20 protein-coding genes and 1 pseudogene are annotated in these 25016 nt (G+C 69.5%); 14 read left to right on the top strand and 7 right to left on the bottom strand.

All coding sequences use genetic code 11. From position 1 onward, the window contains the following. Nucleotide 1: 1 nt before the first annotated feature. The 3 genes from ACWC1K_RS15205 to ACWC1K_RS15215 are packed head-to-tail and all read right to left on the bottom strand — an operon-like array spanning nucleotide 2 to nucleotide 4478. Nucleotides 2-925 carry a hydroxymethylglutaryl-CoA lyase gene (locus ACWC1K_RS15205; protein WP_450831549.1) on the bottom strand — a complete coding sequence of 308 codons (924 nt, stop codon included), beginning with the start codon at nucleotides 923-925 and terminating at the stop codon, nucleotides 2-4. Further along, nucleotides 922-2850: an acetyl/propionyl/methylcrotonyl-CoA carboxylase subunit alpha gene (locus ACWC1K_RS15210; RefSeq protein ID WP_450831550.1), complete on the bottom strand. Its 1929-nt coding sequence runs from the start codon at nucleotides 2848-2850 to the stop codon at nucleotides 922-924. Before ACWC1K_RS15210 ends, ACWC1K_RS15205 begins: the two co-directional genes overlap by 4 nt. An 11-nt stretch (nucleotides 2851-2861) precedes the next feature. Next, nucleotides 2862-4478, bottom strand: coding sequence for a carboxyl transferase domain-containing protein (locus ACWC1K_RS15215; protein ID WP_450831552.1), 1617 nt, complete (start codon nucleotides 4476-4478; stop codon nucleotides 2862-2864). Nucleotides 4479-4573: 95 nt separating this feature from the next. Here ACWC1K_RS15215 and ACWC1K_RS15220 point away from each other — a divergent pair, with 95 nt between their 5' ends. From ACWC1K_RS15220 to tesB, 3 genes are all read left to right on the top strand, one after another. Beyond that, the gene (locus tag ACWC1K_RS15220; protein ID WP_450831553.1) at nucleotides 4574-5170 is read left to right on the top strand and encodes an SACE_7040 family transcriptional regulator; all 597 of its coding nucleotides are present in this window, start codon (nucleotides 4574-4576) and stop codon (nucleotides 5168-5170) included. A 106-nt stretch (nucleotides 5171-5276) separates the two neighbouring features. Then, nucleotides 5277-6434 (top strand): acyl-CoA dehydrogenase family protein, encoded by a 1158-nt coding sequence (locus ACWC1K_RS15225; RefSeq protein WP_099929076.1) that lies wholly within the window; start codon nucleotides 5277-5279, stop codon nucleotides 6432-6434. 46 nt (nucleotides 6435-6480) lie between these two features. Further along, nucleotides 6481-7347, top strand: coding sequence for an acyl-CoA thioesterase II (gene tesB, locus ACWC1K_RS15230; protein ID WP_450831554.1), 867 nt, complete (start codon nucleotides 6481-6483; stop codon nucleotides 7345-7347). 16 nt (nucleotides 7348-7363) lie between these two features. On the opposite strand, the gene ACWC1K_RS15235 is transcribed toward tesB, so the two are convergent. Both ACWC1K_RS15235 and ACWC1K_RS15240 read right to left on the bottom strand, forming a co-directional pair. Further along, entirely contained in the window at nucleotides 7364-8152 is a 789-nt protein-coding gene (locus tag ACWC1K_RS15235; RefSeq protein ID WP_450831556.1) for a phosphatase, read from the bottom strand. A 92-nt stretch (nucleotides 8153-8244) separates the two neighbouring features. After that, nucleotides 8245-9717 carry a PucR family transcriptional regulator ligand-binding domain-containing protein gene (locus ACWC1K_RS15240; RefSeq protein ID WP_450831557.1) on the bottom strand — a complete coding sequence of 491 codons (1473 nt, stop codon included), beginning with the start codon at nucleotides 9715-9717 and terminating at the stop codon, nucleotides 8245-8247. Between the two features lie 122 nt (nucleotides 9718-9839). Between ACWC1K_RS15240 and ACWC1K_RS15245 the strand changes: the two genes are divergently transcribed. The 9 genes and pseudogenes from ACWC1K_RS15245 (at nucleotide 9840) to ACWC1K_RS15285 (ending at nucleotide 22414) form a co-directional block, all read left to right on the top strand. After that, nucleotides 9840-11300, top strand: a complete 1461-nt coding sequence (locus tag ACWC1K_RS15245) for a sodium:solute symporter (protein WP_450831559.1) — start codon at nucleotides 9840-9842, stop codon at nucleotides 11298-11300. Nucleotides 11301-11366: 66 nt separating this feature from the next. Then, a complete protein-coding gene (speB, locus tag ACWC1K_RS15250; RefSeq protein ID WP_093721207.1) occupies nucleotides 11367-12335 on the top strand; it encodes an agmatinase in 969 nt (322 codons plus the stop codon). After that, nucleotides 12332-14017 carry a thiamine pyrophosphate-binding protein gene (locus ACWC1K_RS15255; protein WP_450831560.1) on the top strand — a complete coding sequence of 562 codons (1686 nt, stop codon included), beginning with the start codon at nucleotides 12332-12334 and terminating at the stop codon, nucleotides 14015-14017. Before speB ends, ACWC1K_RS15255 begins: the two co-directional genes overlap by 4 nt. A gap of 337 nt (nucleotides 14018-14354) precedes the next feature. Continuing rightward, entirely contained in the window at nucleotides 14355-15920 is a 1566-nt protein-coding gene (locus ACWC1K_RS15260; protein WP_450831561.1) for an alpha/beta hydrolase, read from the top strand. Nucleotides 15921-16160: 240 nt separating this feature from the next. Continuing rightward, nucleotides 16161-16412, top strand: a pseudogene (locus tag ACWC1K_RS15265) (thiamine pyrophosphate-binding protein); the annotation flags it as partial. Nucleotides 16413-16530: 118 nt separating this feature from the next. Further along, on the top strand, nucleotides 16531-17808 hold the full coding sequence (locus tag ACWC1K_RS15270) for an AAA family ATPase (protein ID WP_450831562.1): 1278 nt from the start codon (nucleotides 16531-16533) through the stop codon (nucleotides 17806-17808). After that, nucleotides 17808-18491, top strand: coding sequence for an RloB family protein (locus ACWC1K_RS15275; RefSeq protein WP_450831563.1), 684 nt, complete (start codon nucleotides 17808-17810; stop codon nucleotides 18489-18491). Before ACWC1K_RS15270 ends, ACWC1K_RS15275 begins: the two co-directional genes overlap by 1 nt. A 97-nt stretch (nucleotides 18492-18588) precedes the next feature. Further along, a complete protein-coding gene (locus tag ACWC1K_RS15280) occupies nucleotides 18589-21213 on the top strand; it encodes an N-6 DNA methylase (RefSeq protein WP_450831565.1) in 2625 nt (874 codons plus the stop codon). 46 nt (nucleotides 21214-21259) lie between these two features. After that, entirely contained in the window at nucleotides 21260-22414 is a 1155-nt protein-coding gene (locus ACWC1K_RS15285; RefSeq protein WP_450831566.1) for a restriction endonuclease subunit S, read from the top strand. 60 nt (nucleotides 22415-22474) lie between these two features. Here ACWC1K_RS15285 and ACWC1K_RS15290 read toward each other — a convergent pair whose 3' ends face one another. Together ACWC1K_RS15290 and ACWC1K_RS15295 are read right to left on the bottom strand one after the other, a co-directional pair. Then, the gene (locus tag ACWC1K_RS15290) at nucleotides 22475-22627 is read right to left on the bottom strand and encodes a DUF397 domain-containing protein (protein ID WP_450831568.1); all 153 of its coding nucleotides are present in this window, start codon (nucleotides 22625-22627) and stop codon (nucleotides 22475-22477) included. Beyond that, nucleotides 22624-23973: a hypothetical protein gene (locus ACWC1K_RS15295; protein ID WP_450831570.1), complete on the bottom strand. Its 1350-nt coding sequence runs from the start codon at nucleotides 23971-23973 to the stop codon at nucleotides 22624-22626. Before ACWC1K_RS15295 ends, ACWC1K_RS15290 begins: the two co-directional genes overlap by 4 nt. Before the next feature lie 206 nt (nucleotides 23974-24179). Here ACWC1K_RS15295 and ACWC1K_RS15300 point away from each other — a divergent pair, with 206 nt between their 5' ends. Then, a complete protein-coding gene (locus ACWC1K_RS15300) occupies nucleotides 24180-24527 on the top strand; it encodes a hypothetical protein (RefSeq protein WP_450831571.1) in 348 nt (115 codons plus the stop codon). After that, the gene (locus tag ACWC1K_RS15305) at nucleotides 24524-24880 is read left to right on the top strand and encodes a hypothetical protein (protein ID WP_450831573.1); all 357 of its coding nucleotides are present in this window, start codon (nucleotides 24524-24526) and stop codon (nucleotides 24878-24880) included. The genes ACWC1K_RS15300 and ACWC1K_RS15305 overlap by 4 nt, the downstream gene beginning before the upstream one ends. The last annotated feature ends 136 nt before the right edge of the window (nucleotides 24881-25016 follow it).

The following is a 25016-nucleotide window of genomic DNA, read 5'->3' on the forward strand; positions in this document are numbered from 1 at the left end:
ATCACTGCTCCTGGTGGGAGAGGGCGCGGACGGTGCGGGACGGGCTGGGTCGGCCCAGTTGTTCGGCCATCCACACGCTGGTGGCGACGAGGCGGCCGAGGTCGACTCCGGTGTCGATGCCGAGACCCTGAAGCATCCACACGAGGTCCTCGGTGGCGAGATTGCCGGTGGCGGACTTGGCGTACGGGCAGCCGCCGAGTCCGCCGGCGGAGGCGTCGACGGTGGTGACGCCGTGCTGGAGGGCGGCCAGGGTGTTGGCGAGGGCCTGGCCGTAGGTGTCGTGGAAGTGCACGCCCACCTGCTCGACGGGGACGTCCAGTTCGGTCAGCAGGGCGCGTACGTGGCCCGGTGTCGCGACCCCGATCGTGTCGCCCAGACTCAGCTCGTCGCAGCCCATGTCCAGCAGGGCCCGGCAGACGCGGACGACCTGGGGGATCGGGACCGCCCCCTCCCAGGGGTCGCCGAAGCACATGGAGAGATAGCCGCGGACATGGACCTGCTGGGACTTGGCGCGGGCCACCACCGGCTCGAACATGGCCAGCGCCTCGTCCAGGGTGCGGTTGAGGTTGGCCTTGGCGAAGGACTCGGTGGCGCTGGCGAACACCGCGACGCGACCGGCGCCGAGCGCCAGGGCGCGATCCAGGCCGCGTTCGTTGGGCACGAGGACCGGCAGGTCCACCGGGAGATCGCTGATCTGCCCGAACAGCTGCTCGGCGTCGGCGAGTTGGGGCACCCACTTCGGATGTACGAAGCTCGTCGCCTCGATCGTCGTGAGCCCCGCGTCGGCCAGGCGGCGGACGAACTCCGCCTTCACCTCCGTCGGCACCGTCGACTTCTCGTTCTGCAGGCCGTCACGGGCGCCGACCTCGTGGATCCGCACCCGGGGAGGCAGGTCCGAGGCAGGTACGACCATGGGCAGCGTCATTTCTCCTCCTCGGCCGGCGTGATGACCGCGAGCACCTGGTCCATGGCGACCGTCGTGCCCGGGGTGACGTCCAGTTCGGCGACCGTGCCGGCGTGCGGGGCGGAGATGACGTGCTCCATCTTCATCGCCTCGACGACCAGCAGGCTCTGTCCGGCGCTCACCACGTCACCGACGGCGACCTTCACCACCGTGACCGTGCCGGGCATGGGGGCGGTGAGCGAGTCGGCGCCCGCATGCCGCGCACCCGTGAGGGACGCGGCGACCGGGTCGTGGTCGCGCACATGCCAGGCGTCGCCGTCGCGGCCGATCCAGTCGGCGGCGCGGTGGAAGGTGTGGCGGACTCCGTCGAGGGTGACGGACACGGTGTCCTCGGTGACGGTGTGGCTGCCGCGCGGCACGTACTCCACGGGGTCCTGCACCCGCAGGTGGAAGCCGACGGGCTTCGGCGTCCCGCCCAGACGCCAGCCGCTCGGCACGGAGAACGGGTCGGTCCAGCCCTCCCCGCGGGGCTCCAGGGCCTTCAGCCGTACGGCCGCCGCCGCCTCGTACACCTCCTCCGGCACGTCCGTGGGGACGAGGCCGTCCACCTCCCGCTCGACCAGCCCGGTGTCCAGCTCGCCCGCGACGACGGCCGGATGGGCCAGCAGCCGCCGCAGGAACCCGGCGTTGGTCTGCACGCCCAGCGTCACCGTCTCCGCGAGGGCGGCCCGCAGCCTGCGGATCGCCGTCTCCCGGTCCGGCCCGTACGCGATCACCTTGGACAGCATCGGGTCGTAGAGCGAACCGACCTCCGTGCCCTCGCTGAGCCCGGAGTCGGTGCGGATGCCGTCGCCCTGCGGCTCGCGCAGTCGCAGCACGGTGCCGCCGGAGGGGAGGAATCCGCGGGCAGGGTCCTCGGCGCACACGCGTGCCTCGATCGCATGCCCGGTCAGCGTGATGTCGCCCTGCTTGAAGGGCAGTTGCTCGCCCGCCGCCACCCGCAGCTGCCACTCCACCAGGTCGAGGCCGGTGATCAGCTCGGTCACCGGGTGCTCCACCTGGAGCCGGGTGTTCATCTCCATGAAGTAGTACGAGGACGGGTCTCCTCCCGGCACGATGAACTCCACCGTGCCGGCGCCGCGATACCCGCACGAGCGGGCGGCCTGCACCGCCGCCTCGCCCATCGCCGCCCGGGTCTCCTCGTCGAGGAGCACGCTGGGCGCCTCCTCGATGATCTTCTGGTGCCGGCGCTGCAGCGAGCACTCGCGCTCGCCGAGGTGCACCACGTTCCCGTGGCCGTCCGCCAGGACCTGGATCTCGATGTGCCGGGGCCGGTCCACCCACCGCTCCACCAGGAGCGTGTCGTCACCGAAGGAGGCGCGGGCCTCGCGGCGGGCGGCAGCGATCTCGTCCGCCAGCCGCTCCGCGTCCCGCACCAGCCGCATGCCCTTGCCGCCCCCGCCGGCCGACGGCTTCAACAGCACCGGCATCCCGATCTCCCGGGCGGCGCCCGCGAGTTCGGCGTCGGTCAGCCCGCTGCCGCTGGAGCCGGGCACGACCGGCACCCCGGCCGCCTTCACCGTCTCCTTGGCGCGGATCTTGTCGCCCATGAGGGCGATGGCCTCGGCGGGCGGCCCGATGAAGACGAGTCCCGCGTCGGTGCACGCGCGCGCGAAGCCGGCGTTCTCCGCGAGGAAGCCGTATCCGGGGTGCACCGCCTGGGCGCCGGTGCGGGCGGCGGCCTCCAGCATCCGCTGAACCGACAGATAGCTCTCCGCCGCGGGCGCCGGGCCGATCCGTACCGCCGTGTCGGCCTCGCGGACGTGCCGTGCGTCGGCGTCGGCGTCGGAGAAGACGGCCACCGAGCGCACGCCCAGCGAGCGGAGCGTACGGATCACGCGGACGGCGATCTCGCCCCGGTTGGCCACGAGCACTGTGTCGAACATGGGTCCCCTCCTCACATCCGGAAGACGCCGAACTGGGGCTCACCCAGCGGCGCGTTGGCACAGGCGGTCAGCGCGAGACCCAGCACCTGGCGGGTCTCCAGCGGGTCGATCACGCCGTCGTCCCAGAGGCGGGCGGTGGCGTAGTAGGCATTGCCCTGGTGCTCGTACTGCCGGCGGATCGGTGCCTTGAAGGCCTCCTCGTCCTCCGCCGGCCAGTCCTCGCCCCGGGCCTCTAGCTGGTCCCGCTTGACGGTCGCGAGCACGGAGGCGGCCTGCTCGCCGCCCATGACGGAGATCTTGGCGCCGGGCCACATCCACAGGAAGCGGGGGGAGTAGGCCCGGCCGCACATCGAGTAGTTGCCCGCGCCGTACGAGCCGCCGACCACGACGGTCAGCTTCGGTACGCGCGTGCAGGCCACGGCGGTGACCATCTTCGCGCCGTGCTTGGCGATGCCGCCCGCCTCGTAGTCCTTGCCGACCATGAAGCCGGAGATGTTCTGCAGGAACAGCAGCGGGATGCCGCGCTGGTCGCACAGCTCGATGAAGTGGGCGCCCTTCTGGGCGGACTCGGAGAACAGGATGCCGTTGTTGGCGACGATCCCGACCGGATGGCCGTGGATCCGGGCGAAGCCGGTGACCAGGGTCTGCCCGAACTCCGCCTTGAACTCGGCGAAACGGGAGCCGTCGACCACGCGCGCGATGATCTCGCGGACGTCGTACGGGGTGCGGGGATCGACCGGCACCGCGCCGTACAGGCCGTACGGATCCACCTTGGGCTCCGCGGCCGTCGCGACCTCCCAGGGCAGCGGTCCGCGCGCGGGGAGCGTGGCGGCGATGTTCCGCACGATCCTGAGCGCGTGCGCGTCGTCCTCCGCCAGGTGGTCCGTCACACCGGAGATCCTGGAGTGCACCTCGCCGCCGCCGAGCTCCTCGGCGGTCACCACTTCACCGGTGGCGGCCTTCACCAGGGGAGGCCCGCCCAGGAAGATGGTCCCCTGGCCCCGGACGATGACCGCCTCGTCGCTCATCGCCGGGACATACGCCCCGCCGGCCGTGCACGACCCGAGGACCGCGGCGATCTGCGGGATCCCGGCCCCGGACATCCGGGCCTGGTTGTAGAAGATCCGGCCGAAGTGCTCGCGGTCCGGGAAGACCTCGTCCTGCATGGGCAGGAAGGCGCCCCCGGAGTCGACCAGGTAGATGCAGGGGAGGCGGTTCTCCAGGGCCACCTCCTGGGCGCGCAGGTGCTTCTTCACCGTCATCGGGTAGTACGTGCCGCCCTTGACGGTGGCGTCGTTGGCGACGACCACGCACTCGCGCCCGCTGACCCGCCCGATGCCCGCGATGACCCCGGCGGCCGGTGCGGCCCCCTCGTACATCCCATCGGCGGCCAGGGGCGCCAGCTCCAGGAACGGCGACCCGGGGTCGAGCAGTGTGTCCACCCGGTCCCTGGGCAGCAGCTTCCCGCGCGCGGTGTGCCTGGCCCGCGCCTTCTCGCCGCCGCCGAGCCGGGCCGCGGCCAGCTTGCCGCGCAGCTCCTCGACGAGCGCGCGGTGCGCCGCCTCGTTGGCCCGCCAGGCCTCCGACGCGGGGTCTGCCGCGCTCGTCAGCTCCGGTGCCTCGTGCATCCTGCGGTCCCCTCACCCAGTGGTCGACTGTTAATGAGCGTTAACCATTTCCTTCAGGTTAACGACCGCTAACCTCCCTGTCTAGAATTACCTTCATGGCCACCAGAACCGACGCCCCCACCCGCCGCGAGCAGATCCTCAAGGAGGCCGCGCGGCTGTTCGCCGAGCGCGGTTTCCACGGGGTCGGAGTCGACGAGATAGGTGCCGCCGTCGGCATCAGCGGCCCCGGCCTCTACCGCCACTTCGCGGGCAAGGACGCGATGCTCGCGGAGCTGCTGGTGGGGATCAGCGGCCAGCTGCTGACCGGTGCCAAGCGGCGCCTGGCGGAGGCGGACGGGGGCCCCGCGGACGCGGTCCTCGACTCGCTCATCGAAGGGCACATCGACTTCGCGCTCGACGACCGCCCCCTGATCACCCTGCACGACCGTGAGCTGGACCGCCTCCGGGACAGCGACCGCAAGCTGGTGCGCCAGCTCCAGCGGCAGTACGTCGAGCTGTGGGTGGAGGTGCTGCGCAAGGTCTATCCGGGCATCGCGGAACCCGCCGCCCGTTCCGCCGTGCACTCCGTCTTCGGCCTCCTGAACTCGACCCCGCACCTGGGCCGCCCCGGCTCGCTGCCGGGCCGCGGGGCGACGGCGGAGCTGCTGCACCGGATGGCACGGGGGGCCTTCGCGGCGGCCGCGGCGGAGTGACGAGCGTTACGGGATCACCTCTGGACGCCTCTCCTTACCCGCCGGTACCTTGGTGTCTGAGCAAGCGCTTAGACACGGACTCAAAGACCAGGTGGAGGTGGCGGGAGTGCGCCGTACGGTGTTCAACGAGGACCACGAGGCGTTCCGGGAGACCCTGCGCGCCTTCATCGAGGCCGAGGTCGTCCCGGTCTACGACGAGTGGTTCGCCGCCGGCCAGGCGCCGCGCGACTTCTACTACAAGCTGGCCGAGCTCGGCATCTTCGGCATCCGCGTGGACGAGGAGTACGGCGGCGCCGGCATCGACTCGTACAAGTTCGAGGCCGTGATGTACGAGGAGACCGCGCGCGCGGGCGTACAGTTCGGCGGCTCCGGTGTGCACGTGCTGCTCGGCCTGCCGTACATCAAGATGCTCGCCAGCGACGAGCAGAAGAAGCGCTTCCTGCCGAAGTTCGTCTCCGGCGAGGAGATGTGGGCCCTCGCGATGACCGAGCCGGGCACCGGCTCCGACCTCGCGGGCATGAAGACCACCGCCAAGCTCTCCGAGGACGGCACGCACTACGTCCTCAACGGCGCCAAGACCTTCATCACCGGTGGCGTCCACGCCGACCGTGTGATCGTCTGCGCCCGCACCTCGGCGCCCACCGCCGAGGACCGCCGCTTCGGCATCTCCCTGTTCGCCGTGGACACCAAGTCCGAGGGCTACTCCATCGGCCGCAAGCTGGACAAGCTGGGCCTGAAGACCTCCGACACCGCCGAGCTCGCCTTCGTCGACGTCAAGGTCCCGGTCGAGGACCTGCTCGGCGAGGAGAACAAGGGCTTCTACTACCTGGGCCACAACCTCGCCTCGGAGCGCTGGGGCATCGCCTTCGGCGCCTACGCGCAGGCCAAGGCCGCCGTGCGGTTCGCCAAGGAGTACGTCCAGGAGCGCACCGTCTTCGGCAAGCCGGTCGCCTCCTTCCAGAACACCAAGTTCGAGCTGGCTGCCTGCCAGGCCGAGGTGGACGCCGCCGAGGCCGTCGCCGACCGCGCCCTGGAGGCCCTCGACGCCGGTGAGCTGACCCCCGCCGAGGCCGCCTCCGCCAAGCTGTTCTGCACCGAGGTCGCGCACCGCGTCATCGACCGCTGCCTCCAGCTGCACGGCGGCTACGGCTTCATGAACGAGTACCCGATCGCCCGCCTGTACGCGGACAACCGCGTCAACCGCATCTACGGCGGCACCAGCGAGATCATGAAGTCGATCATCGCCAAGGACATGGGTCTGTAAGGCCCAGGAAACCCCTAGAAATCACTGGCGGGTACAACTGTCTGCCATGAGCCAGGCACTACAGGGTCTCCTCGATCTGCTCGACCTGGAGCAGATCGAGGAGAACATCTTCCGCGGCCAGTCCCGGTCCGCCGTCGTCCCCCGCGTCTTCGGCGGACAGGTCGCGGCCCAGGCGCTGGTCGCCGCGGGGCGCACGGTCCCCGCGGACCGGCACGCGCACTCGCTGCACGCGTACTTCCTGCGGCCCGGGGACCCGGGCGCGCCCATCGTGTACACGGTCGAACGCATCCGTGACGGCCGCTCCTTCACCACCCGCCGGGCGATCGCGGTCCAGCACGGCAGGCCGATCTTCGCGCTGTCGGCGTCCTTCCAGGTCGACGAGGACGGCCTCGACCACCAGACCCCGATGCCGCCCGCGCCCGACCCGGCCACGCTGCCCACCTCCCACGAGCGGCTGCGCGGCTACGACCACCTCGACCCCGCGGTGGTGGAGAAGTTCCTCGAGGCACGCGAGGCCGTCGATCTGCGCTACGTCGAGGAGCCGCCGTACGGGAAGTTCGGCGAGCCGCGCGAGCCGCACTCCCAGGTGTGGTTCCGCACCAACGGCAAGCTGGACGACGACCCCTTGCTGCATGTCGTCCTCGCCACGTACGTCTCCGACATGACCCTGCTCGACTCGATCCTGCTCGCGCACGGCCGGGGCGGCTGGGCCGTCGGCGACGTGGTCGGCGCCTCGCTCGACCACGCCATGTGGTTCCACCGGCCCTTCCGCGCCGACGAATGGCTGCTCTACGACCAGGAGTCACCGACGAGCCACGGCGGCCGCGGCCTCGGCCAGGCCCGGATCTACACGCAGGACGGCCGGCTGGCCATCTCGGTGATCCAGGAAGGGCTGGTGCGGGTCCCGCGGTGACGGGACCCCCGGACCGTCAGGACAGCCCCGCCTCCGCCAGCAGAAACGCCGTCATCGGGTCGTAGTGGCGTGGGCTCGGTACGTGGTCGTCGAGGGGGACCGTCACCTGTACGGTGCCCTCGGCCTCGGCGAGGAAGAGCGCCGGGTCGTTGCAGTCGGCGTAGCCGACGGAGTCGACGCCGTGCTGGCCGGCGTAGCCCGCCCAGCCGTGGTCGGCGACGACCAGGTCCGGCAGCGGGCGGCCCTCCTCCTCGAGCGCCGTGAGGATGGCCTTCATCGGCTCGCCGGAATGCGTGTGCCACAGGGTGGCGCCGTGCTCCAGGACCGCCACGTCCGCCAGCTGCCAGACGTAGCCCTCGTCGGTCTGCAGGCCCTCCGGGATCACCACGATCTCGCAGCTGGCCTGGCGCAGGGCGGCGGCCGTGGCGCGGTGCACGTCGAGCAGGCCGCCCGGGTGGCCGGTGGCGAGCAGCACCCGCTGCTGCCCCTCGGCCGCCTTGCGCAGCCGGGCCGCCATCCGCTCCAGACCGCCCACCGTCAGCTCGGGGTCGATGGTGTCCTGGCCGTAGCGGTACTCGGGGTCGTCGTTCACCCCCACCCGCTCCGCCATCACCGCGAGCACGTCCTGCTCGTCGGTCCACCGGTCGCCGAGTTCCAGTCCGAGCCAGTAGTTGCGGACGCCGTTCGCGAGCTGTCGGTAGTGGGAGAGGTTGTTCTCGCGCGGGGTGGCGACGTCGCCCGCGATGCGGGTCTTCACGAGATGTTCGAGGAGCTCGGCGCGGCTGGGTGTCCCGGGTATCGGCATGCAACCCATTGTGAGGCAGTCGACTGTGCGATTCCCTGGCGTCCGGCGCGCTGGGACGCGCGTCACCTACTCAGCGAGATGGGCCTGCGTACCTATTGCCGCCGCAGCGCGAACCACAGCTCCATGCGTACGTCCGGGTCGTCCAGGTCCGTGTCGAGGAGTGTGGCGCAGCGGGCGATGCGCTGGCGGACCGTGTTGCGGTGCACGGACAGGGCGACGGCCGTACGGTCCCAACTGCCGTGCAGGGAAAGCCAGGTGCGCAGGGTCTCGGTCAGCGCGGGGGTGTCCGCGATCGGAGCGAGGAGCGTACGGGCGTGGGCCGCGGCCTCCTCGGACGGCACCAGGTCGGCGAGGCCCGCCCGGTCGCCGTGCCGGACCAGAGCCGCGCGGGTGGCGCGGGCGCGGGCCAGCGCGCGGGCGGCCTGGGTGTCGGCGGACGGCCACCCGGACGGGGCCGAGGGAGCGCTGACGCCCAGCGTCCAGCCCGGCTGTGCGGCCGGCTCGCGGTCGGCGGGCACCAGGACCCGTACGAGGTCCTCGGCCAGGTCGACCAGCGGCGACCCGAGGGTCGCGCCCAGGGCCGAGGCGGTCACCGGGTCGGGCGCCTGGGCGTCCGGCCGGGCGTGCACCACGAGCCAGGGGCCGGGCCCGAGGAGGGCGGCCACATCGGCCGGCGGCGTCCCCAGCAGCAGCCGTACCAGCGCGGACGACCGCGCCGCACCCGTGCCGCTCTGGTGCTCGCCGGTGAGGAGGGAGAGCAGGACCGCGGCCACGGAGGCGATGGTGTGGTCGCCGGGTTCCCGCTGCGGCGCGGCGACCCCGAGCACGAAGCCCTGCCCGGCGCCGAGGGCGTAGGCGGCGAGGTGGGTGCCGGCGGCCGTGTCGGTGGCGGAGGTGGGCGTCCCCGGACCGGAGGGGCGTACGACCTCCGCGAGCCGGGCCAGCGCCTCCCGGACGCCGGTCTCCACCGGACGCCCCACGGAGGCGATCTCCGTTCCCTCCGGCCCGTACAGCACCGCCCGGCCGCTCACCCGCTGGGCCAGCTGCCGCAGCACCGACGGCACCGGGTCCGGGCGGGAGGCCGCCGCCGCGAGGCTCTGCTGGGCCTCCGTCACCCGGCGCAGTTCGGCGAGGCGGGCCTGGGCCATCAGCTGCCAGACCGCCCGGGCGATGCCGGAGAACGTGGTCTGCGGAGGGACCTCGACGAGCGGCAGCCCGTGCGCCTCGCACGCCGCCACCAGGGCGCGCGGCACCGTGTCGTGCACGGGGGCCAGGCCGAAGCCGAGGGCCGCGCCGCCCGCCGCCACGATCCTCGACACATAGTCGTCGAAGTACGTGCCGGAACCGGCGGCTTCCGGGACATGAACCCCCGCGGTCAGCAGCAGCTCCCCGCCCAGCAGATACGGGTACGGGTCGGCCATCTCCGAGGTGTGCGCCCAGTGGATGACGATGCCGGGATCGGCCGGCCCGGCGATCTGCCGCAGGGCCAGGTCCTCACGGGCCAGGAGTGCCGACAGAGGCACGGGTGGCGTGGGTGGCGTGGCGGGAACCGCGGAGTCCGGCATGGTGTGCGCTCCCTCCACCCCGTACGGCTCGAATGGATGAAACGTACACTTCGCAGTCGCTTTTCAGCCACCTAGTGTCAGTGCTCATCACCCGCCGGCGAGACCGAGCGAAGGAGGGCCCTGTGGCCATCGACTACACAGTGATCGTCGTCTATCTGGCCGGAATGCTGGCCATGGGCTGGTGGGGCATGCGCCGCGCCAGGTCGAAGAGCGAGTTCCTGGTCGCGGGGCGCCGCCTCGGGCCCGCCATGTACTCCGGCACCATGGCCGCGATCGTCCTCGGCGGCGCGTCCACCATCGGCGGCGTCGGCCTCGGCTACCAGTACGGCCTCTCCGGTGCCTGGATGGTCTTCACCATCGGCCTCGGGCTGCTCGCCCTGTCCGTCTTCTTCTCCGCCCGCATCGCCCGCCTGAAGGTCTACACCGTCTCCGAGATGCTGGATCTGAGGTACGGCGGCCGCGCGGGCGTCATCTCCGGTGTGGTCATGTGGGCGTACACCCTCATGCTCGCGGTGACGTCCACCATCGCGTACGCCACGATCTTCGACGTCCTCTTCGACATGAACCGCACCCTCGCGATCATCCTCGGCGGTTCGATCGTGGTCGCGTACTCGACGCTCGGCGGCATGTGGTCGATCACGCTCACCGACATGGTGCAGTTCGTGGTCAAGACGATCGGCGTCCTGCTGCTCCTGCTGCCCATCGCGGTCGTCAAGGCCGGCGGTTTCTCCGAGATGAAGGCCAAGCTGCCCACCGCGTACTTCGACCCGCTGGGCATCGGCGGCGAGACGATCTTCACCTATGTCCTGATCTACACGTTCGGCATGCTCATCGGGCAGGACATCTGGCAGCGCGTCTTCACCGCCCGCAGCGACACCACGGCGAAGTGGGGCGGCACGGTCGCGGGCACCTACTGTCTGGCGTACGCCCTCGCCGGCGCCGTCATCGGTACGGCAGCCAAGGTGCTGTACCCGAAGCTGGGCAGCCCGGACGACGCCTTCGCGACCATCGTCAAGGAAGAACTCCCGGTCGGTGTGCGGGGGTTGGTGCTGGCCGCCGCACTCGCCGCCGTGATGTCGACCTCGTCCGGCGCGCTGATCGCCTGCGCGACCGTGGCCAACAACGACATCTGGTCGCGGCTGCGGGGAGCCGTACGGAGGTCCGAAGGCGAGCACGACGAGGTCAAGGGCAACCGCGCCTTCATCCTGATCATGGGCCTCGCCGTGATCGGTACGGCGATCGCGCTCAACAACGTCGTCGAGGCGCTGACCGTGGCGTACAACCTGCTGGTCGGCGGGCTCCTCGTGCCCATCCTGGGCGGGCTGCTGTGGAAGCGCGGCACCGTGCAGGGCGCCCTCGCCTCGGTGATCGTCGGTGGCCTCGCGGTCATCGGCCTGATGGCCGGCTACGGAATCCTCGCCAACGAGCCCGTCTACTACGGTCTTCTGTCGTCGCTTGTCGCGTATGTGGCGGTCTCCCTGGGGACGAAGCCCACGGACGAGCTTGTCCTCGCCGCCTGGCGCGAGCGTCTCGCGGGGCGCTCCTCCGAACTCGCGTCCGAACCGGTCCCGGCTGCCCAGTAGAGTCGTACGAGAATCAGTATTTATCACTCCATACGCGATGAAGCGTAGGAAAGAAGGCATCAGGTCATGAGCAGTAACGAGACGCCCCGCGGCCCCGTCGACTCCTCCCGCATCCCGCGGTACGCCGGACCCGCGACCTTCGCCCGGCTGCCCCGCCTCGACGAGGTCGGCCGCGCCGATGTCGCCGTGGTGGGCGTGCCGTTCGACTCGGGCGTCTCGTACCGGCCGGGCGCCCGCTTCGGCGGCAACGCGATCCGCGAGGCGTCCCGGCTGCTGCGGCCCTACAACCCGGCGCAGGACGCGTCCCCGTTCGCGCTGGCGCAGGTGGCGGACGGCGGGGACATCGCGGTGAACCCGTTCAACATCAACGAGGCCGTGGAGACCGTCGAGGCCGCGGCGGACGAGCTGCTGGGGACGGGCGCCCGCCTGATGACCCTCGGCGGCGACCACACCATCGCGCTGCCGCTCCTGCGCTCGGTGGCGAAGAAGCACGGCCCGGTCGCCCTGCTCCACTTCGACGCCCACCTCGACACCTGGGACACGTACTTCGGCGCCGAGTACACGCACGGGACCCCGTTCCGGCGGGCCGTGGAGGAGGGCATCCTCGACACGTCCGCGCTCTCCCACGTGGGCACGCGCGGCCCGCTCTACGGCAAGCAGGACCTCACCGACGACGAGAAGATGGGCTTCGGCATCGTCACCTCGGCAGACATCTACCGCCGGGGCGCCGACGAGGTCGCCGACCAGCTGCGGCAGCGCATCGGCGACCGCCCGCTGTACATCTCGATCGACATCGACTGCCTCGACCCGGCCCACGCACCCGGCACGGGCACCCCGGAGGCGGGCGGCATGACCTCCCGCGAGCTGCTGGAGATCCTGCGCGGCCTGGCCTCCTGCAACCTGGTCTCGGCGGACGTCGTCGAGGTGGCCCCCGCGTACGATCACGCGGAGATCACGTCGGTGGCCGCGTCCCACACGGCGTACGAACTGACCACGATCATGTCCCGCCAGATTGCCGAGGCCCGCGCGAAGTGACCCACGACCACGACCTGGAACTCCGCCCGACCGAGGCGCAGATTTCCGCCGCTCTGAACCCTCCTCCCGGCCGAAACGGCGGAGACCTGGTCGTGGAGACGCTCGCCGGACTCGGCGCGACGACGGTCTTCGGCCTGCCCGGCCAGCACGCGCTGGGCATGTTCGACGCGCTGCGCCGCTCGGCGCTGCGGTATGTGGGCCTGCGGGTGGAGAACAACGCGGGGTTCGCGGCGGACGCGTACGGCCGGATCACGGGCGAGGCCGCACCACTGCTCCTGTCGACCGGCCCGGGAGCCCTGACCTCCCTGGCCGCGTTGCAGGAGGCGGCCGCGGCCTCGGCGCCCGTGCTGGCGATCAGCAGCCAGATCCCGACGGCGGGGCTGGGCGGCGGCAGGCACGGCTATCTGCACGAACTCCCGGACCAGGCGGCCTCGTTCCGGGGCGTGGTGAAGTCGGTCCACACGGTCCGCACCCAGTCCCAGATCCCCTCCGCGATCGCGGCGGCCTGGAAGTCGGCCCTGACCGCCCCGCACGGACCGGTGTGGGTGGAGATCCCGCAGGACGTACTGCTGGCGCAGACCTCGCTGCCGGTGGTGACGGGGGTGGACGCGACGCCGGAGGACGTGGTGCCGCGCCCGGAGCTGACGGCCGTGGCCGCCGACCTGCTCTCCCGCGCCGAACGTCCGGCGATCATCGCGGGCGGGGGAGTGGTACGGGCGGACGCCTCGGGCAAGCTGCGGCAGCTGGCGGAGGTGTTGCAGGCGCCGGTGGTGACGACACCGGGCGGCAAGGGGGCCTTCCCCTGGAAGCATCCGCTGTCCCTCCAGTCCTGGATCGAGGACCGCCACACGACGGACTTCCTGGAGGACGCGGACGTCCTGCTGGTGGTCGGCTCGGGCCTGGGCGAACTCTCCTCGAACTACCACACGTTCAAGCCCCGCGGCCGGGTGATCCAGATCGAGGCGGACCTCGGCAAGCTGGAGTCCAACCACCCGGCGCTGGGGATCCACGCGGACGCGCGCCTGGCGTTGCAGGCGCTGCTGGAGACGGTGGAGGAACGGGAGGACACCGGCGCCGCCGAGCGCGTGCGTGAGGTGCTGGGCAAGGTGGCCGAACGCATCGCCTCCCAGGAACTCACCCTGGAACAGGACGTGTTGACCTCCGTCCGCCGGGCGCTGCCCGCCGACTCGCCGTCCTTCTGGGACATGACGATCCTCGCCTACTGGGCCTGGTCGGCCTTCGACGCCAAGGGCCCCAACCTCCTGCACTCCGCCCAGGGCGCCGGCGGCCTCGGCTACGGCTTCCCGGCGGCCCTGGGAGCAGCGGCGGCGGACCCGACGCGTCCGGTCCTGGCGGTGTCGGGCGACGGCGGTGCCCTGTACTCGATCGCGGAGCTGGCGACGGCCCGCCAGTACGACCTGAACGTCACCTGGCTGATCGTCGACGACGGCGGCTACGGCATCCTGCGCGAGTACATGACGGACGCCTTCGGCGAGGCGACCGCGACGGAGCTGACGCGGCCGGACTATGTGGCGCTCGCCGAGTCGTTCGGGGTGCCGGGGGTGCGTACGACGCCGGAGACCCTGGAGGGGGACCTGGCGAAGGCGCTCGCGGCGCCGGGCCCGTCTGTGGTGGTTCTTCCGGCGGTGCTGCGGATGTTCGCGGCGACGCATCTGGGGTGAACTTGGCTGCGTGACCCAGACGGCAAGATCGTCAACCTCTACCAGGAGGCGTGACGGGGGCTCGGGCACGTGAGCTGGTGCGGCTGCTGACAATGCCGGGTCTGACGCTTGATGGAGGGTCAGGCGCTGTTCGTGACGGGCTCGGGGCTCGGTGAGGACGGTTGGGGCGGACGGTGCTCAGGGGGTTTGGGTTCTCCTCCGTACGTCTTTTTCTGTGTACGTCGGTAGTAGTAGCAAGACCGCCCTGCAGAGGGATTCGCCGATTGGCGTGGACACGAAATGGTCGTTCCGTCCTGGAAGTTGATCGAAAGGAACGGTCATCGTGCGGAGAGGACGCATGGCGCCCTTGCTCGCAGTCGCGGTCACGGCAGTGCTGGGCCCCGCGCTCGTACCGGCGCAGGCATCCGCGGCGCAACCATTGAAGAGATTCGAGGATCAGAGGCTCTCCTGGCGCCGGTGTGACGCCCAATCACCGGCCGCGTTCCAGTGCGCGACGGTCAAGGTCCCGCTCGACTACAGCCGCCCCGACGGCAAGACCATCAAGCTGGAAGTGTCCCGGCTGAAGACCAGCGTCCCGGGCAAGCGGCACGGCGTGCTTCTCTTCAACCCCGGCGGACCGGGCGGCGAGGGCCTGGACATGCCCGTCTACATGAAGGACGCGCTGCCCAAGAAGGTCCGGGAGCAGTACGACCTCATCGGGTTCGATCCGCGCGGCGTGGGCCGCAGCAGCCCGGTCACCTGCGGTCTCACGGGCTCGGAGCAGAACTTCGAACACGCCTACCACCCCGAGACGTTCAACCGTGACGTCAAGTGGGCCAAGAACGTGGCCGACAAGTGCCGTGCCAGGAACGGCGACAAGCTGCCGTACATCACCACCCGCAACACCGCCCGCGACATGGACGTCATCCGCACCGTCCTGGGCGAGAAGAAGCTCTCTTACCTGGGCTACTCGTACGGGACCTACCTGGGCGGCGTCTACGCGCAGATGTTCCCCCGGCGGACCGACCGCTTCGTGCTGGACAGCGCGGTCGACCCCGCCCGGGCCTGGCGCGCCATGATCCAGATCTGGGCGGAGGGCACCGAACCGGCGTTCACCCGCTGGACGAAGTGGACCGCGCAGCACCACCGCACCTACAAACTCGGCACCACCCCGGCCAAGGTGAAGAAGACGTTCTGGGACCTGATAGCCCGGGCCGACCGCACTCCCATCGAGGACGGTGACCAGAAGATCACCGGGGACGACATCCGCGCCATGCTGCGTGCCGAGTTCTTCACCCCCAAGTCCGCCGCCCAGGCGGTCGTCGACCTCAAGAACACCGCCGACGGCCACGCGCCCGCCCACCGTTCCCCCGCGCCGGACGACCGCCGCGAGCCCAGCCGGTCCGCGGCTGCCGCCGCACAGATCCCGGACGACAACGGAACCGCCGCCTTCTGGAGCGTGGTCTGCGGTGATACGGCGGCCTGGCCGCGCGACCCCGAGCAGTACCGGCGGGACGCGATCCAGGACAAGGCCAAGTACCCGCTCTACGGCGACTTCGGCTCCAACATCATGCCCTGCGCGTTCTGGGGCAAGCCGAGCGAGCCCGTCACCACGGTGGACAACAAGGTCGGCCTGCTCACCGTCCAGAACCAGTGGGACTCCCAGACGCCCCTGGCCAGCGGCCTCGGCATGCACCGCGCCCTGAAGGGCTCACGCATGGTGTACGTCAAGGGCGGCGAGGGCCACGGCGTCTACTCCGACGACCCGCACGCCTGCGCCAACCGCGCCGTCAACGCCTACCTCGGCACCGGAAAGCTGCCGGCCGAGGACATCACCTGCACCCCGTCCGGCCGCCGTGGCCTCGGTGTGGTCCAGCCCCTCATCCCGGCGCCGCAGCACGCGCCGGGAGCGCCCCGCTTCTGACGCCCCGATGCAATGGACGGTGCCATAAAACGGCGCCGCCTCGCCCACTTGGGGCGAGGCGGCGCCTTTGCGTTGACAGCCGTGGCCCGACCGCCTACCAGATCGCCTCGGCCCACTCCGGGCCTGTGCAGGATCGGGGAGGAGTGAGACAGCTCCTTCTGCCCTCTCGGGCATCGGGGACCGCCGGGGAACGTGCGTGACGAGTTCCCCCGCGATCGCCGCAGAGATATTAGGCGGCCCGTCGTCGACGAGGGTGGCTACGACGTCCGGCGCGAGTGCATGACCGACGCCTTCGGCCAGACCATGGCGACGAAACTGACCCGCCCCGATTACGTGGCCCTGGCCGAGCCCTTCGGTGCCCCAGGGGTGCGGACGACTCCCGGGCCCCTGAAGACGGACCTCGTGACGGCGTTTGCGGCACCAGGTCTGTCGGTGGTGGTGCTGCCGGCGGTCCTGCGGATGTTCGCGCCTCCACACGTGGGCTCGGACTGATCCCCCGATCGGCTGTTCGCGATGACCTTCACGGGATATGTTCCGTGAGGTCACAGACGCCCTCAGCCAGGCTGATGTCAGATGCGGCCGTTACCCTGAGCCGGGAGAGGAGGACAGCGTGCTGCTGAGGTTCCGCGTCGCGAACGTACGGTCCCTGCGAGACGAGCAGGAGCTGTCCTTTGTCGCGTCCGGCGACGAAGGGGCCGGGTCGGCGAACCCGGTAGATCTTGCGGGCGGCGGATCCATCGCCGTACTGCCACTGATCGGTGTTTTCGGGGCCAATGCCTCCGGTAAGTCGAACGTGCTGGCCGCGATGACCGACATGCGCAACGCCGTCCTCAACTCCTATGCGCGCTGGGCCTCTTACGACGGCATCCCGCGCCAGGTCTTCGCCCTGGACTCCAAGAGCGAGAATGAACCGTCCTTCTTCGAGGTCGACGTCGTCATCGACTCGATCCGCTGGACGTACGGCTTCGAGCTCGGCGCCAAACGTGTCGAGTCCGAGTGGCTGCACAGCTATCCGCGAGGCCGCCGACAGGAATGGCTCGACCGGGACGCCTCCCGGCCCGATGTCTTCAAGTGGCCGGGCGGGCGTGTCAAGGACCGGGCACAGCTCGTACGGCGTACGCGTCCGAACGCCCTGCTGCTCTCTACGGCCGGCACCGACAACCACCCGCAGCTTTCTCCTCTCTTCCACTGGTTCCGCCGCAACTTCTGGATGATCAGCCCGGAGGTCGAGCGGGACGAGCGCGCGCGCTACACCACGAGGGAGCTGTCGGGTCCGAGGGCCACTCGGATCCAGGAGCTACTGAGGGTCGCCGACCTTGGCATCACAGGGGCGACGGTCATCCAGGAGGGCCCGGGCCAGGACGCGGTGAAGCTGACACACCGTTCAGCCGCCGGGGACGTGTCCTTCGACTGGCAGGAGGAGTCCTACGGCACCCGCTCCTGGTTCGCCCTCCTCGGCCCGCTGCTCCTCGCCCTCGACGAAGGCGCGGTCCTGCTCGTCGACGAACTCGATGCCAGCCTGCACTCCCGCTTCGCCGCGGAGGTCGTACGGCTCTTCCATGATTCGTACGCGAACCCCAAAGGCGCCCAGCTGGTCTTCACCTCGCACGACGCGACGGTGCTTACCACCCCGAGCGGCGAGCGGCTCCTCGACCCCGCACAGGTCTGGTTGACGCAGAAAGACAAGGACGGGGCGACCGAGCTGTATCCGCTCACCGAGGTGGAACCGAGCGAGGACGAGGACCTCACGCAGTCGTATCTCGCTGGGGCCTTTGGTGGCGTTCCGGCTCTCCTGGAGGGGCAGATCGCGCGACGGCTGTTGGCAGCGCGCGAGACCGGTACGTACGACGAGACGGGCGATCGAGCGGACGGGGCGGGGCGCGACTGATGGGGCGGGCGCAGAAGGGCAAGGACTCGTGGGAGCGTCCGGCCCGACGAGGCGGGCAGCAGCGCAGGCGCCAGGTTTTCGTCTTCACTGAGGGCAAGGTGACCGAGCCGTCGTATCTCGACATCCTCAAGGACCAGGGTGTCCCGTACGCCGACAAGGTCCCGGTGGAGATGCACATCGCCAACCGAAAGGCGGACAGTGGGCGCAAGCCGCTCGACCTCGTCGAGCAGGCGGTCGAGCTGAAGCGCGAAGAGGACCGCAAGGCGAAGCGGGCCAAACTGGACGCGAAGTACCTGCCCGAAGTCTGGTGCCTCTTCGACCACGACAGATACAAGTACATCCGCGACGCGTTGGAGAAGGCGGAGAAGGCGGGTATCGGAGTCGCCTTCTCGCATCCGTGCTTCGAGGTGTGGCGCCTCGCGCACTACAAGCCGGTCAGCGGCTCGTTCGACGGGGTGTGCGGTGAGGCGGCCCGACGGCTGCCGTTTCAGCGAGGTTCCCAGGACGCCGACAATGCCAAGCTCGTCCTGCCGGGCCAGGTCCTGGGCCGCTACAAGACGGCGCGGAAGAACGCCGAGCGGATGAACAGCCAGCACGCAGCGCATGTGGCCAAGTGGGACAGGGACCCGTACACAGATGTGTATGAGTTCGTGGAGAAAGCGCTGCACATCGACACGTACTGACCCCGTAGGCCACCACCGCAGGCTGATTTCGGTATGACCCCGGCCGGGCAATAAAGTCTCTCCGTTGTCTCAGGTCGGGTCGTAGGGAGTCGCGTACATGGCCAAGCTCACGCTCGCCCAGCTGGAACGGCATCTGTGGGCCGCGGCGGACATTCTGCGCGGCACGATGGACGCCTCCGAGTACAAGGACTACATCTTCGGGCTGCTCTTCCTGAAGCGCGCCAACGACGAGTTCGAGGCGGCCAGGGACAAGCTCAGGGAGTATGCGGTCGAGGAGCTGAAGCTCAGCGACGAAGACCTGCCCGGCTACCTGGAGCAGGCGGGCCCCTACCGCAAGCGCGATGTGCTCTACGTGCCGAAGGAAGCGCATTGGCACGAGATCTCCGCCGTCCCTCACAACATCAACGAGAAGGCGTTGCGTCCCGCGCTGCAAGCGCTCGAGAGGCAGAACGACAAGCTCAAGGGCCTCTTCGACCACCTCGACTTCAACCGCATCGGCGGATCGGGCGCCGCGTCCGGCGCGGCCAAGCTCGCCGACCAGCGCCTGAAGCTCCTCATCGCGCACTTCGGACGGATCCGTCTGCGCACGGAGGACTTCGAGTTCCCCGACCTGATCGGTGCCGCGTACGAGTACCTGATCAAGGAGTTCGCGGACACGGCCGGACGCAAGGGCGGCGAGTTCTACACCCCGCGCGCAGTGGTCCGCATGATGGTCGAACTCCTCGCCCCCACCGAGAACATGAGGATCTACGACCCGTGCGTCGGGTCGGGCGGCATGCTCATCCACGCGGCGGAGTACGTGGAGGAGCACGGCGGCGACACGTCGTCGATGTTCTTCGCCGGACAGGACGCCAACTCCGGATCCTGGATCATGTCGACGATGAACATGGTCCTGCACGGGGTGCGCCGCTTCGACCTGGCCACCGGGGATACGCTTTCGCAGCCGGCGCATGTGCCTCGGTCTGACGAGGACCGCTTCGACGGGGTGCTCAGCAATCCGCCGTTCTCTTTGGACTACGTCGTCGAGGACCTGGCGCATCCGGCCGAGCGTGCCAAGTACGGGAAAACGAGCGAGCGCGGCAAGGCCGACCTGATGTTCCTCCAGCACATGCTGTGGGAGGCCAAGCGGGACAGCGCGCGTGGTGGCATGGTGATCACGGTCATGCCGCACGGGGTGCTGTTCCGGGGCGGCGGTGAGCAGGCCATCCGTACGGAGCTGCTGGAGAAGGACACCATCGAGGCGGTCATCGGCCTCGCCCCGAACCTCTTCTACGGGACCGGCATCCCGGCCTGCATCCTGGTGCTCCGCCCGCCGGGCCGAAAGGACCAGGCGCGGGAGCGAAAGGTGCTGTTCATCAACGCCGACCGGGAGTTCCACGCGGAGCGAGCGCAGAACATTCTGCTCCCCGAGCACGCCGAGAAGATCGTCTCGACGTTCCACGCGTACGAGGAGGTGCCCGGCTTCTCGCGGATCGTGACCCGTGAGGAACTGGCGGCCAACGACGACAACCTCAACATCCGCCGGTACGTGGACAACACGCCACCGCCCGAGCCGCAGGACGTGCGGGCACATCTGGTGGGCGGGGTCCCGCGCGCGGAGATCGAGGCGAAGAAGCCGCTGCTCGACTCCTACGGGATCGGGGTGACCGATCTGTTCGTGGAGCGGGAGCCGGCGGACCCGGCGTATGTGGACTTCCGGGACGAGACGGCGGGCGGTCCCGAGCTGGGCGAGCTGGCCCGGCCTCGGGAGGAGGAACTGCGGGCGGAGTTCGGCAAGTGGTGGGAGGAGTCCGCGGCCCGCAGGTTGGAGGCGGTGGCGGCCACACCTGAGACTCTTGCCGCGTCCACGTCCTCTGAGCGCAAGGCCGCGCTGATGGCGGTGCGGGGACAGCTGATGTCGTCGTTCGTGGAACGGCTGGGCCGGGTCGGGTTGCTGGACCGGTACGCGTTGTCCGGCGCGGTCGCGGGCTGGTGGTGGGACGCGAAGTACGACCTGCTCGCGCTGTCGGAGAACGGGTTCGGGGGTGTCGTCGACGGGTGGGTCGAGAACGTCGACACGATGCTCTCGCCCGAACAGGACGCCCGGACGAAGAAGCTGCGGGCGAGGACGGCGGCGGAGCGGCGACAGGCGTACGACCACAAGGTGGTTGCGGCCATCGCTCCCGGATTCTTGGAGAAGCTGGCGGAGGCGGACGCGCGGAAGGCGGAGGCCGACGCGCGGTTCAAGGAGCTGAGTGCGCGGCTTGCCGGGGGTGGGGAGGAACCGGATGCCGAGGCTGACGGTGACCCGTCCGAGGGTGAGGACGCCTCTGAGGAAGTCGCCCTGAGCGTCGAGGAGCTGGCAGAGCTGACGGCTGAGCTGGCGAGGGTGAAGAAGGCACGCACGAAGGCGGGCGCGGACATCAAACGCCTTGAGGCCGACTTCCACCGCTATCCGTACCCGAGCGATCCGCCGATGCTGGGGGAGGAAGCGCCGGGGCTGTTCCGGGCGCGGGAGGAGTTGGACGCGGACGGGGAGCGCCGGGTGGTGCTCGACCTGCTGCGGGACGACCTGGCGGCGAAGCTGGACGGGCATGTGGTGCGGTGGCAGCGGGAGTTGGCGGCGTCTTATGAGACGTGGGAGCAGAAGTACGCGGTTTCGCTGAGGGAGATCCGGGCGGGGCGGGAGCGGGCGGCCGGAGAGCTGGACGGGTTCTTGAAGGAGCTGGGTTATGTGGAGTGACGCATCCGTCTCCTGGGTTCCCGTCAAGGAACTCGGGGACGTCCGTATGGGTAAGCAGCTCTCGCCGGCGAGCCGTACGGGTGCAGGACAGTGGCCCTATCTCCGAGTGGCCAACGTGTATGAGGGGCGTATCGATTACTCGGACCTGAACTCCATGGCTTTCTCGGCTGCGGAGCGGGAGACGTATGGGCTCCTGCCAGGCGACATCCTGCTCAACGAAGGGCAGGAGAATCTGATGAATGTGGGGCGGAGCGCACTGTACGACGGCGCACCCGGCGAGTTCTGCTTTCAGAACACATTGATTCGGTTCCGGCCCGGTCCGGCTGTCATTCCTGAGTTCGCACAAGCGGTGTTTGTCTGGTGGCGCGCCAACGCGGTTTTCGCGGGGATCGCGGAAAAGACGAGCATCTCGCACTTGGGTGGGAACAGGTTCGGGGCGCTGTTGTTCCCCTTGATTCCGGTGGCTGCGCAGCGGCGGATCGTTGAAGTGCTCGACAGTGTCACGGAGCTGGAGCGTGCCATCGAGGCGTCGATCGCCAAACTGCGGAGTGTGCGGCAGGGGACGTTGCTTGATTTCATGGGTCGGATTCAGCCCGAGTGGACACCTGTCCGTGATCTCGGTGAAGTGCGCATGGGTAAGCAGCTTTCGCCCGACAGCCGAGCCGCGACGGAGCAGTACCCATACCTGAGGGTAGCCAACGTTCATGCTGGGTGGATCGACTACTCGGACGTCAACACCATGGGCTTCACAAAGGCGGAACGGTTGGTATACGGGCTCCTCCCCGGAGACATTCTTCTCAACGAGGGGCAGAGTTTGGAGCTTGTTGGGCGTAGCGCCATCTACAGAGACGCGCCTGGGAAGTTCTTCTTTCAGAATACATTGGTGAGGTTTCGGCCTGGGGAGCGGGTAGTCCCGGGGTATGCACAGATCATTTTCGAACACTGGCTCCAGTCCGGCGTCTTCGCTGGGATCGCCAAGAAGACAACCAGTATCGCGCACTTGGGAGGCGAGCGATTTGCGGGTTTGGAGTTTCCGCTCGTATCGCTCACTGAGCAGCGGGATCTTGTAGCTGCTGTTTCTGCCTGCGATGTAAACATTGCAGGAGAATCCAGCGAGTTGAACAAGCTCCGTCGTCTCAAGCAGGGGCTTGTGGACGACCTGTTGTCGGGGCGAGCCGCAGCTTCCGTCGCAGCGGCATGAGCAGACGACGCCCGGCCCGCACCATGAGGCGGGGGCCGGACGACTTGTGGTGGGGAGCGGTCAAGCGGCGAGGGTTCCGTCCTTGACTGCCGAAACGAACGACGTCCAGCCGGTTGACGGGAAGATCAACGCGAGGCTCTGTGGAGCCTTGGAGCCGCGGACCGGGACGCCGGTCGGGTTGCCGTCCAGGGCCTTGCACTTGCAGCTGCTCATGCCGCCTTGGCCGCAGCCACATCCCGCGCACGGCGCGCAAGCTCACGTACAGGGCTGGCAGATGAATGCCGGCGCAGTTCCTGGCTCATCGCGCGGAAGTGGTCGTCACCTCGGTTGGACGAGACGTGTTCGTACTCGTCCAGGAACCGTGACCAGCTTTCACAGGCTGCGTCCAAGTGGCCCACTCGTAGCTGGCGCTGCGCGAGAAGCGCATAGGCGTGCGTGCGGCCCTGGCGCTCCTGTTTCGGCTGGAGGCGGATCGACTGTTTCAGGGCCTTGATCGAGCCCGCGAAGTCCTTCTCCTCGCAAAGGACGTGGGAGACGTGGAACAGGTAGGCGGTCTGGTCGTAGCCGCCGATCGCATCCCTGCGGTTGTCCGCCTTCGACAGCGCGTCCTCCGCCTCCTTCAGGCGAGCGTGGGCTTGTTGCTTCAGGCCCACCATGGACGCGGAATGGGCCTGCTGGCCGCGTAGGAATGCCACGAGACGTGGGCCCGCAGAGGGAGCTGCTTGTGCTGCGGAGTCCGCGAGTTCCAGGGCCTTGGGACCGTAGCCCAGGTTGGAGGCCTGGAGGGACATGCCGCGCAGGGTCCTGCAGTACGTGACGCGGTCTTCCGCCTCGCGCGCCAGGCCAAGGGCTTGGACGTAGTAGCGCTGTCCGAGGCCGTGGGCCTTCTCGTACATGGCCATCCATCCGGTCAGGTACGTGAGGTCGGAGGCGGCGGCAAGCATGTCCTTGCGGACGGGTTCCGTGGCCTGGGCCCGGAGCCAGGGACCGACTGTGTTGACGAGGAACGCGGACGCCATAGGCATCGCGTGTCCGGCGCCGAGCTCGTCGAGGATGTCGGCGATACGGTCGGTCATGGTGCGGATCGACTGCACCTGAGAAGAGCCGATACGAACGGTTTTCTTGCCGGGAGTCACCGATTCATCCGCCGCTCGTGCGGGGAGGGCGAAGGCCGGAACTGACAGTGCGGCAGAGAAGACCGTGGCGGCCAGCACGCTGCGGCGGGACGGATCCATAGTTGCCCTTCCGAGGTCGATCAACTCCTCGACAGTGTCAGCGTTCTGCGAGCCCGTGAGTGATGGTGCAGGCTCCAGGCCGGCTTCCGCGTGGGTGACGGGTCGTCCTAGCCGTGCCGAGAGCGCCTCGACGATCAGGGCCCTGACCTGGGACTTTGGCTGGACCCCTGCAATCCAGTGCGCGACCGCGGTGCGGTCGTACGTGAGGTCGAGTCCTGCCTGAGGGCCGAGGCGATTCACCTGCTGTGCGAGCTGGGTCCTGGTCCATCGTGCCTGGTCAAGCAGGTTGTCCAGGGCGCGGTTGGGGGTGCGTTTCCGTGCCATGTCCTCAACTCCCGACGGCCTGCATGGTGTTCAACGACGGCGTTCACGGTGTTCACGGTCCTACCGTCTTCCAACGGTACCTGCGGAGGGTGTCCGAGCGGTTACCTCTTGCACAGGCGCCGAGTGATCTCGGCCGAAGCAAGGACCCCCGCGACCGCTCGCGACGGCCCGGGGGCATGGCCCTCAACTGCAATGGAGTTGAAGACGTGTTGCACCATATCGCTCGCCTCATCGAGCCCCTGCTCTGGCTGCTCTGGCCCGCCTCCGGCCAGCACCGGCGTCGGGACCGTGTCGGGGCCCCCGTACCTGCTGCCCCCGCCGAACCTGCCAGCCACCGTCCCTCCCGCCACGAAATCCCCCTCCGCGGTGAGGACTCCCGACTCATCCGCCCCTACCTCCTCACCCACGAACAGCGCGAGCGGGCCAAGGAGCAACGAGCCCGTCGCCGGGCCCTCTGTCTCGCCGTGCACGGCGTCGACGTAGGGCCACGGCGTATCCACGGTGTCGATGTCGGCTCCCGGCGGAGTCACGCCGCCGAGGTGGCCGCCGCGTGATCTACGAGAGCCACGACATCGCTGCCACCACAGCCACCCGCCCCCGCCTCCTCCCCTGGACCAACCTCGACGGCAACCCCTGCTACCTCGTCGCTGACGGCACCGGCACCGGTCATCTCTCCCGCGTCGCCGACAACGTAGAGGCCATCCAACTCGGCATGGCCGGCGACCTCCTCGACCACGCCGTCGATCTCCTCGCAGACCGCAAGGCCACCGCGCCCCAACTCCGTTTCCTCGCCGCCCGATTGACCGAATCACTGCACGACGTGCACCGCATCGCCCGTAGCCGAGGTGCCCGCCTGCACGTCTCGGACGATGACGACGAGGTCCCTGAGGAGGACTCCGGCACCTGACCCTCCCGCCCCGCCGAGCGTGCGGACGTACCGCCACAAAGCCTCGTACGTCCGCGCGCTCAGCCATGTCCTCCGGCCGGATCTCTTCCCCTCACCTCGCCCCCAGGGCGCAGAATGGATCTCCGGGAACAGAGGG

The organism is Streptomyces sp. NPDC001492 (genome assembly GCF_053597275.1).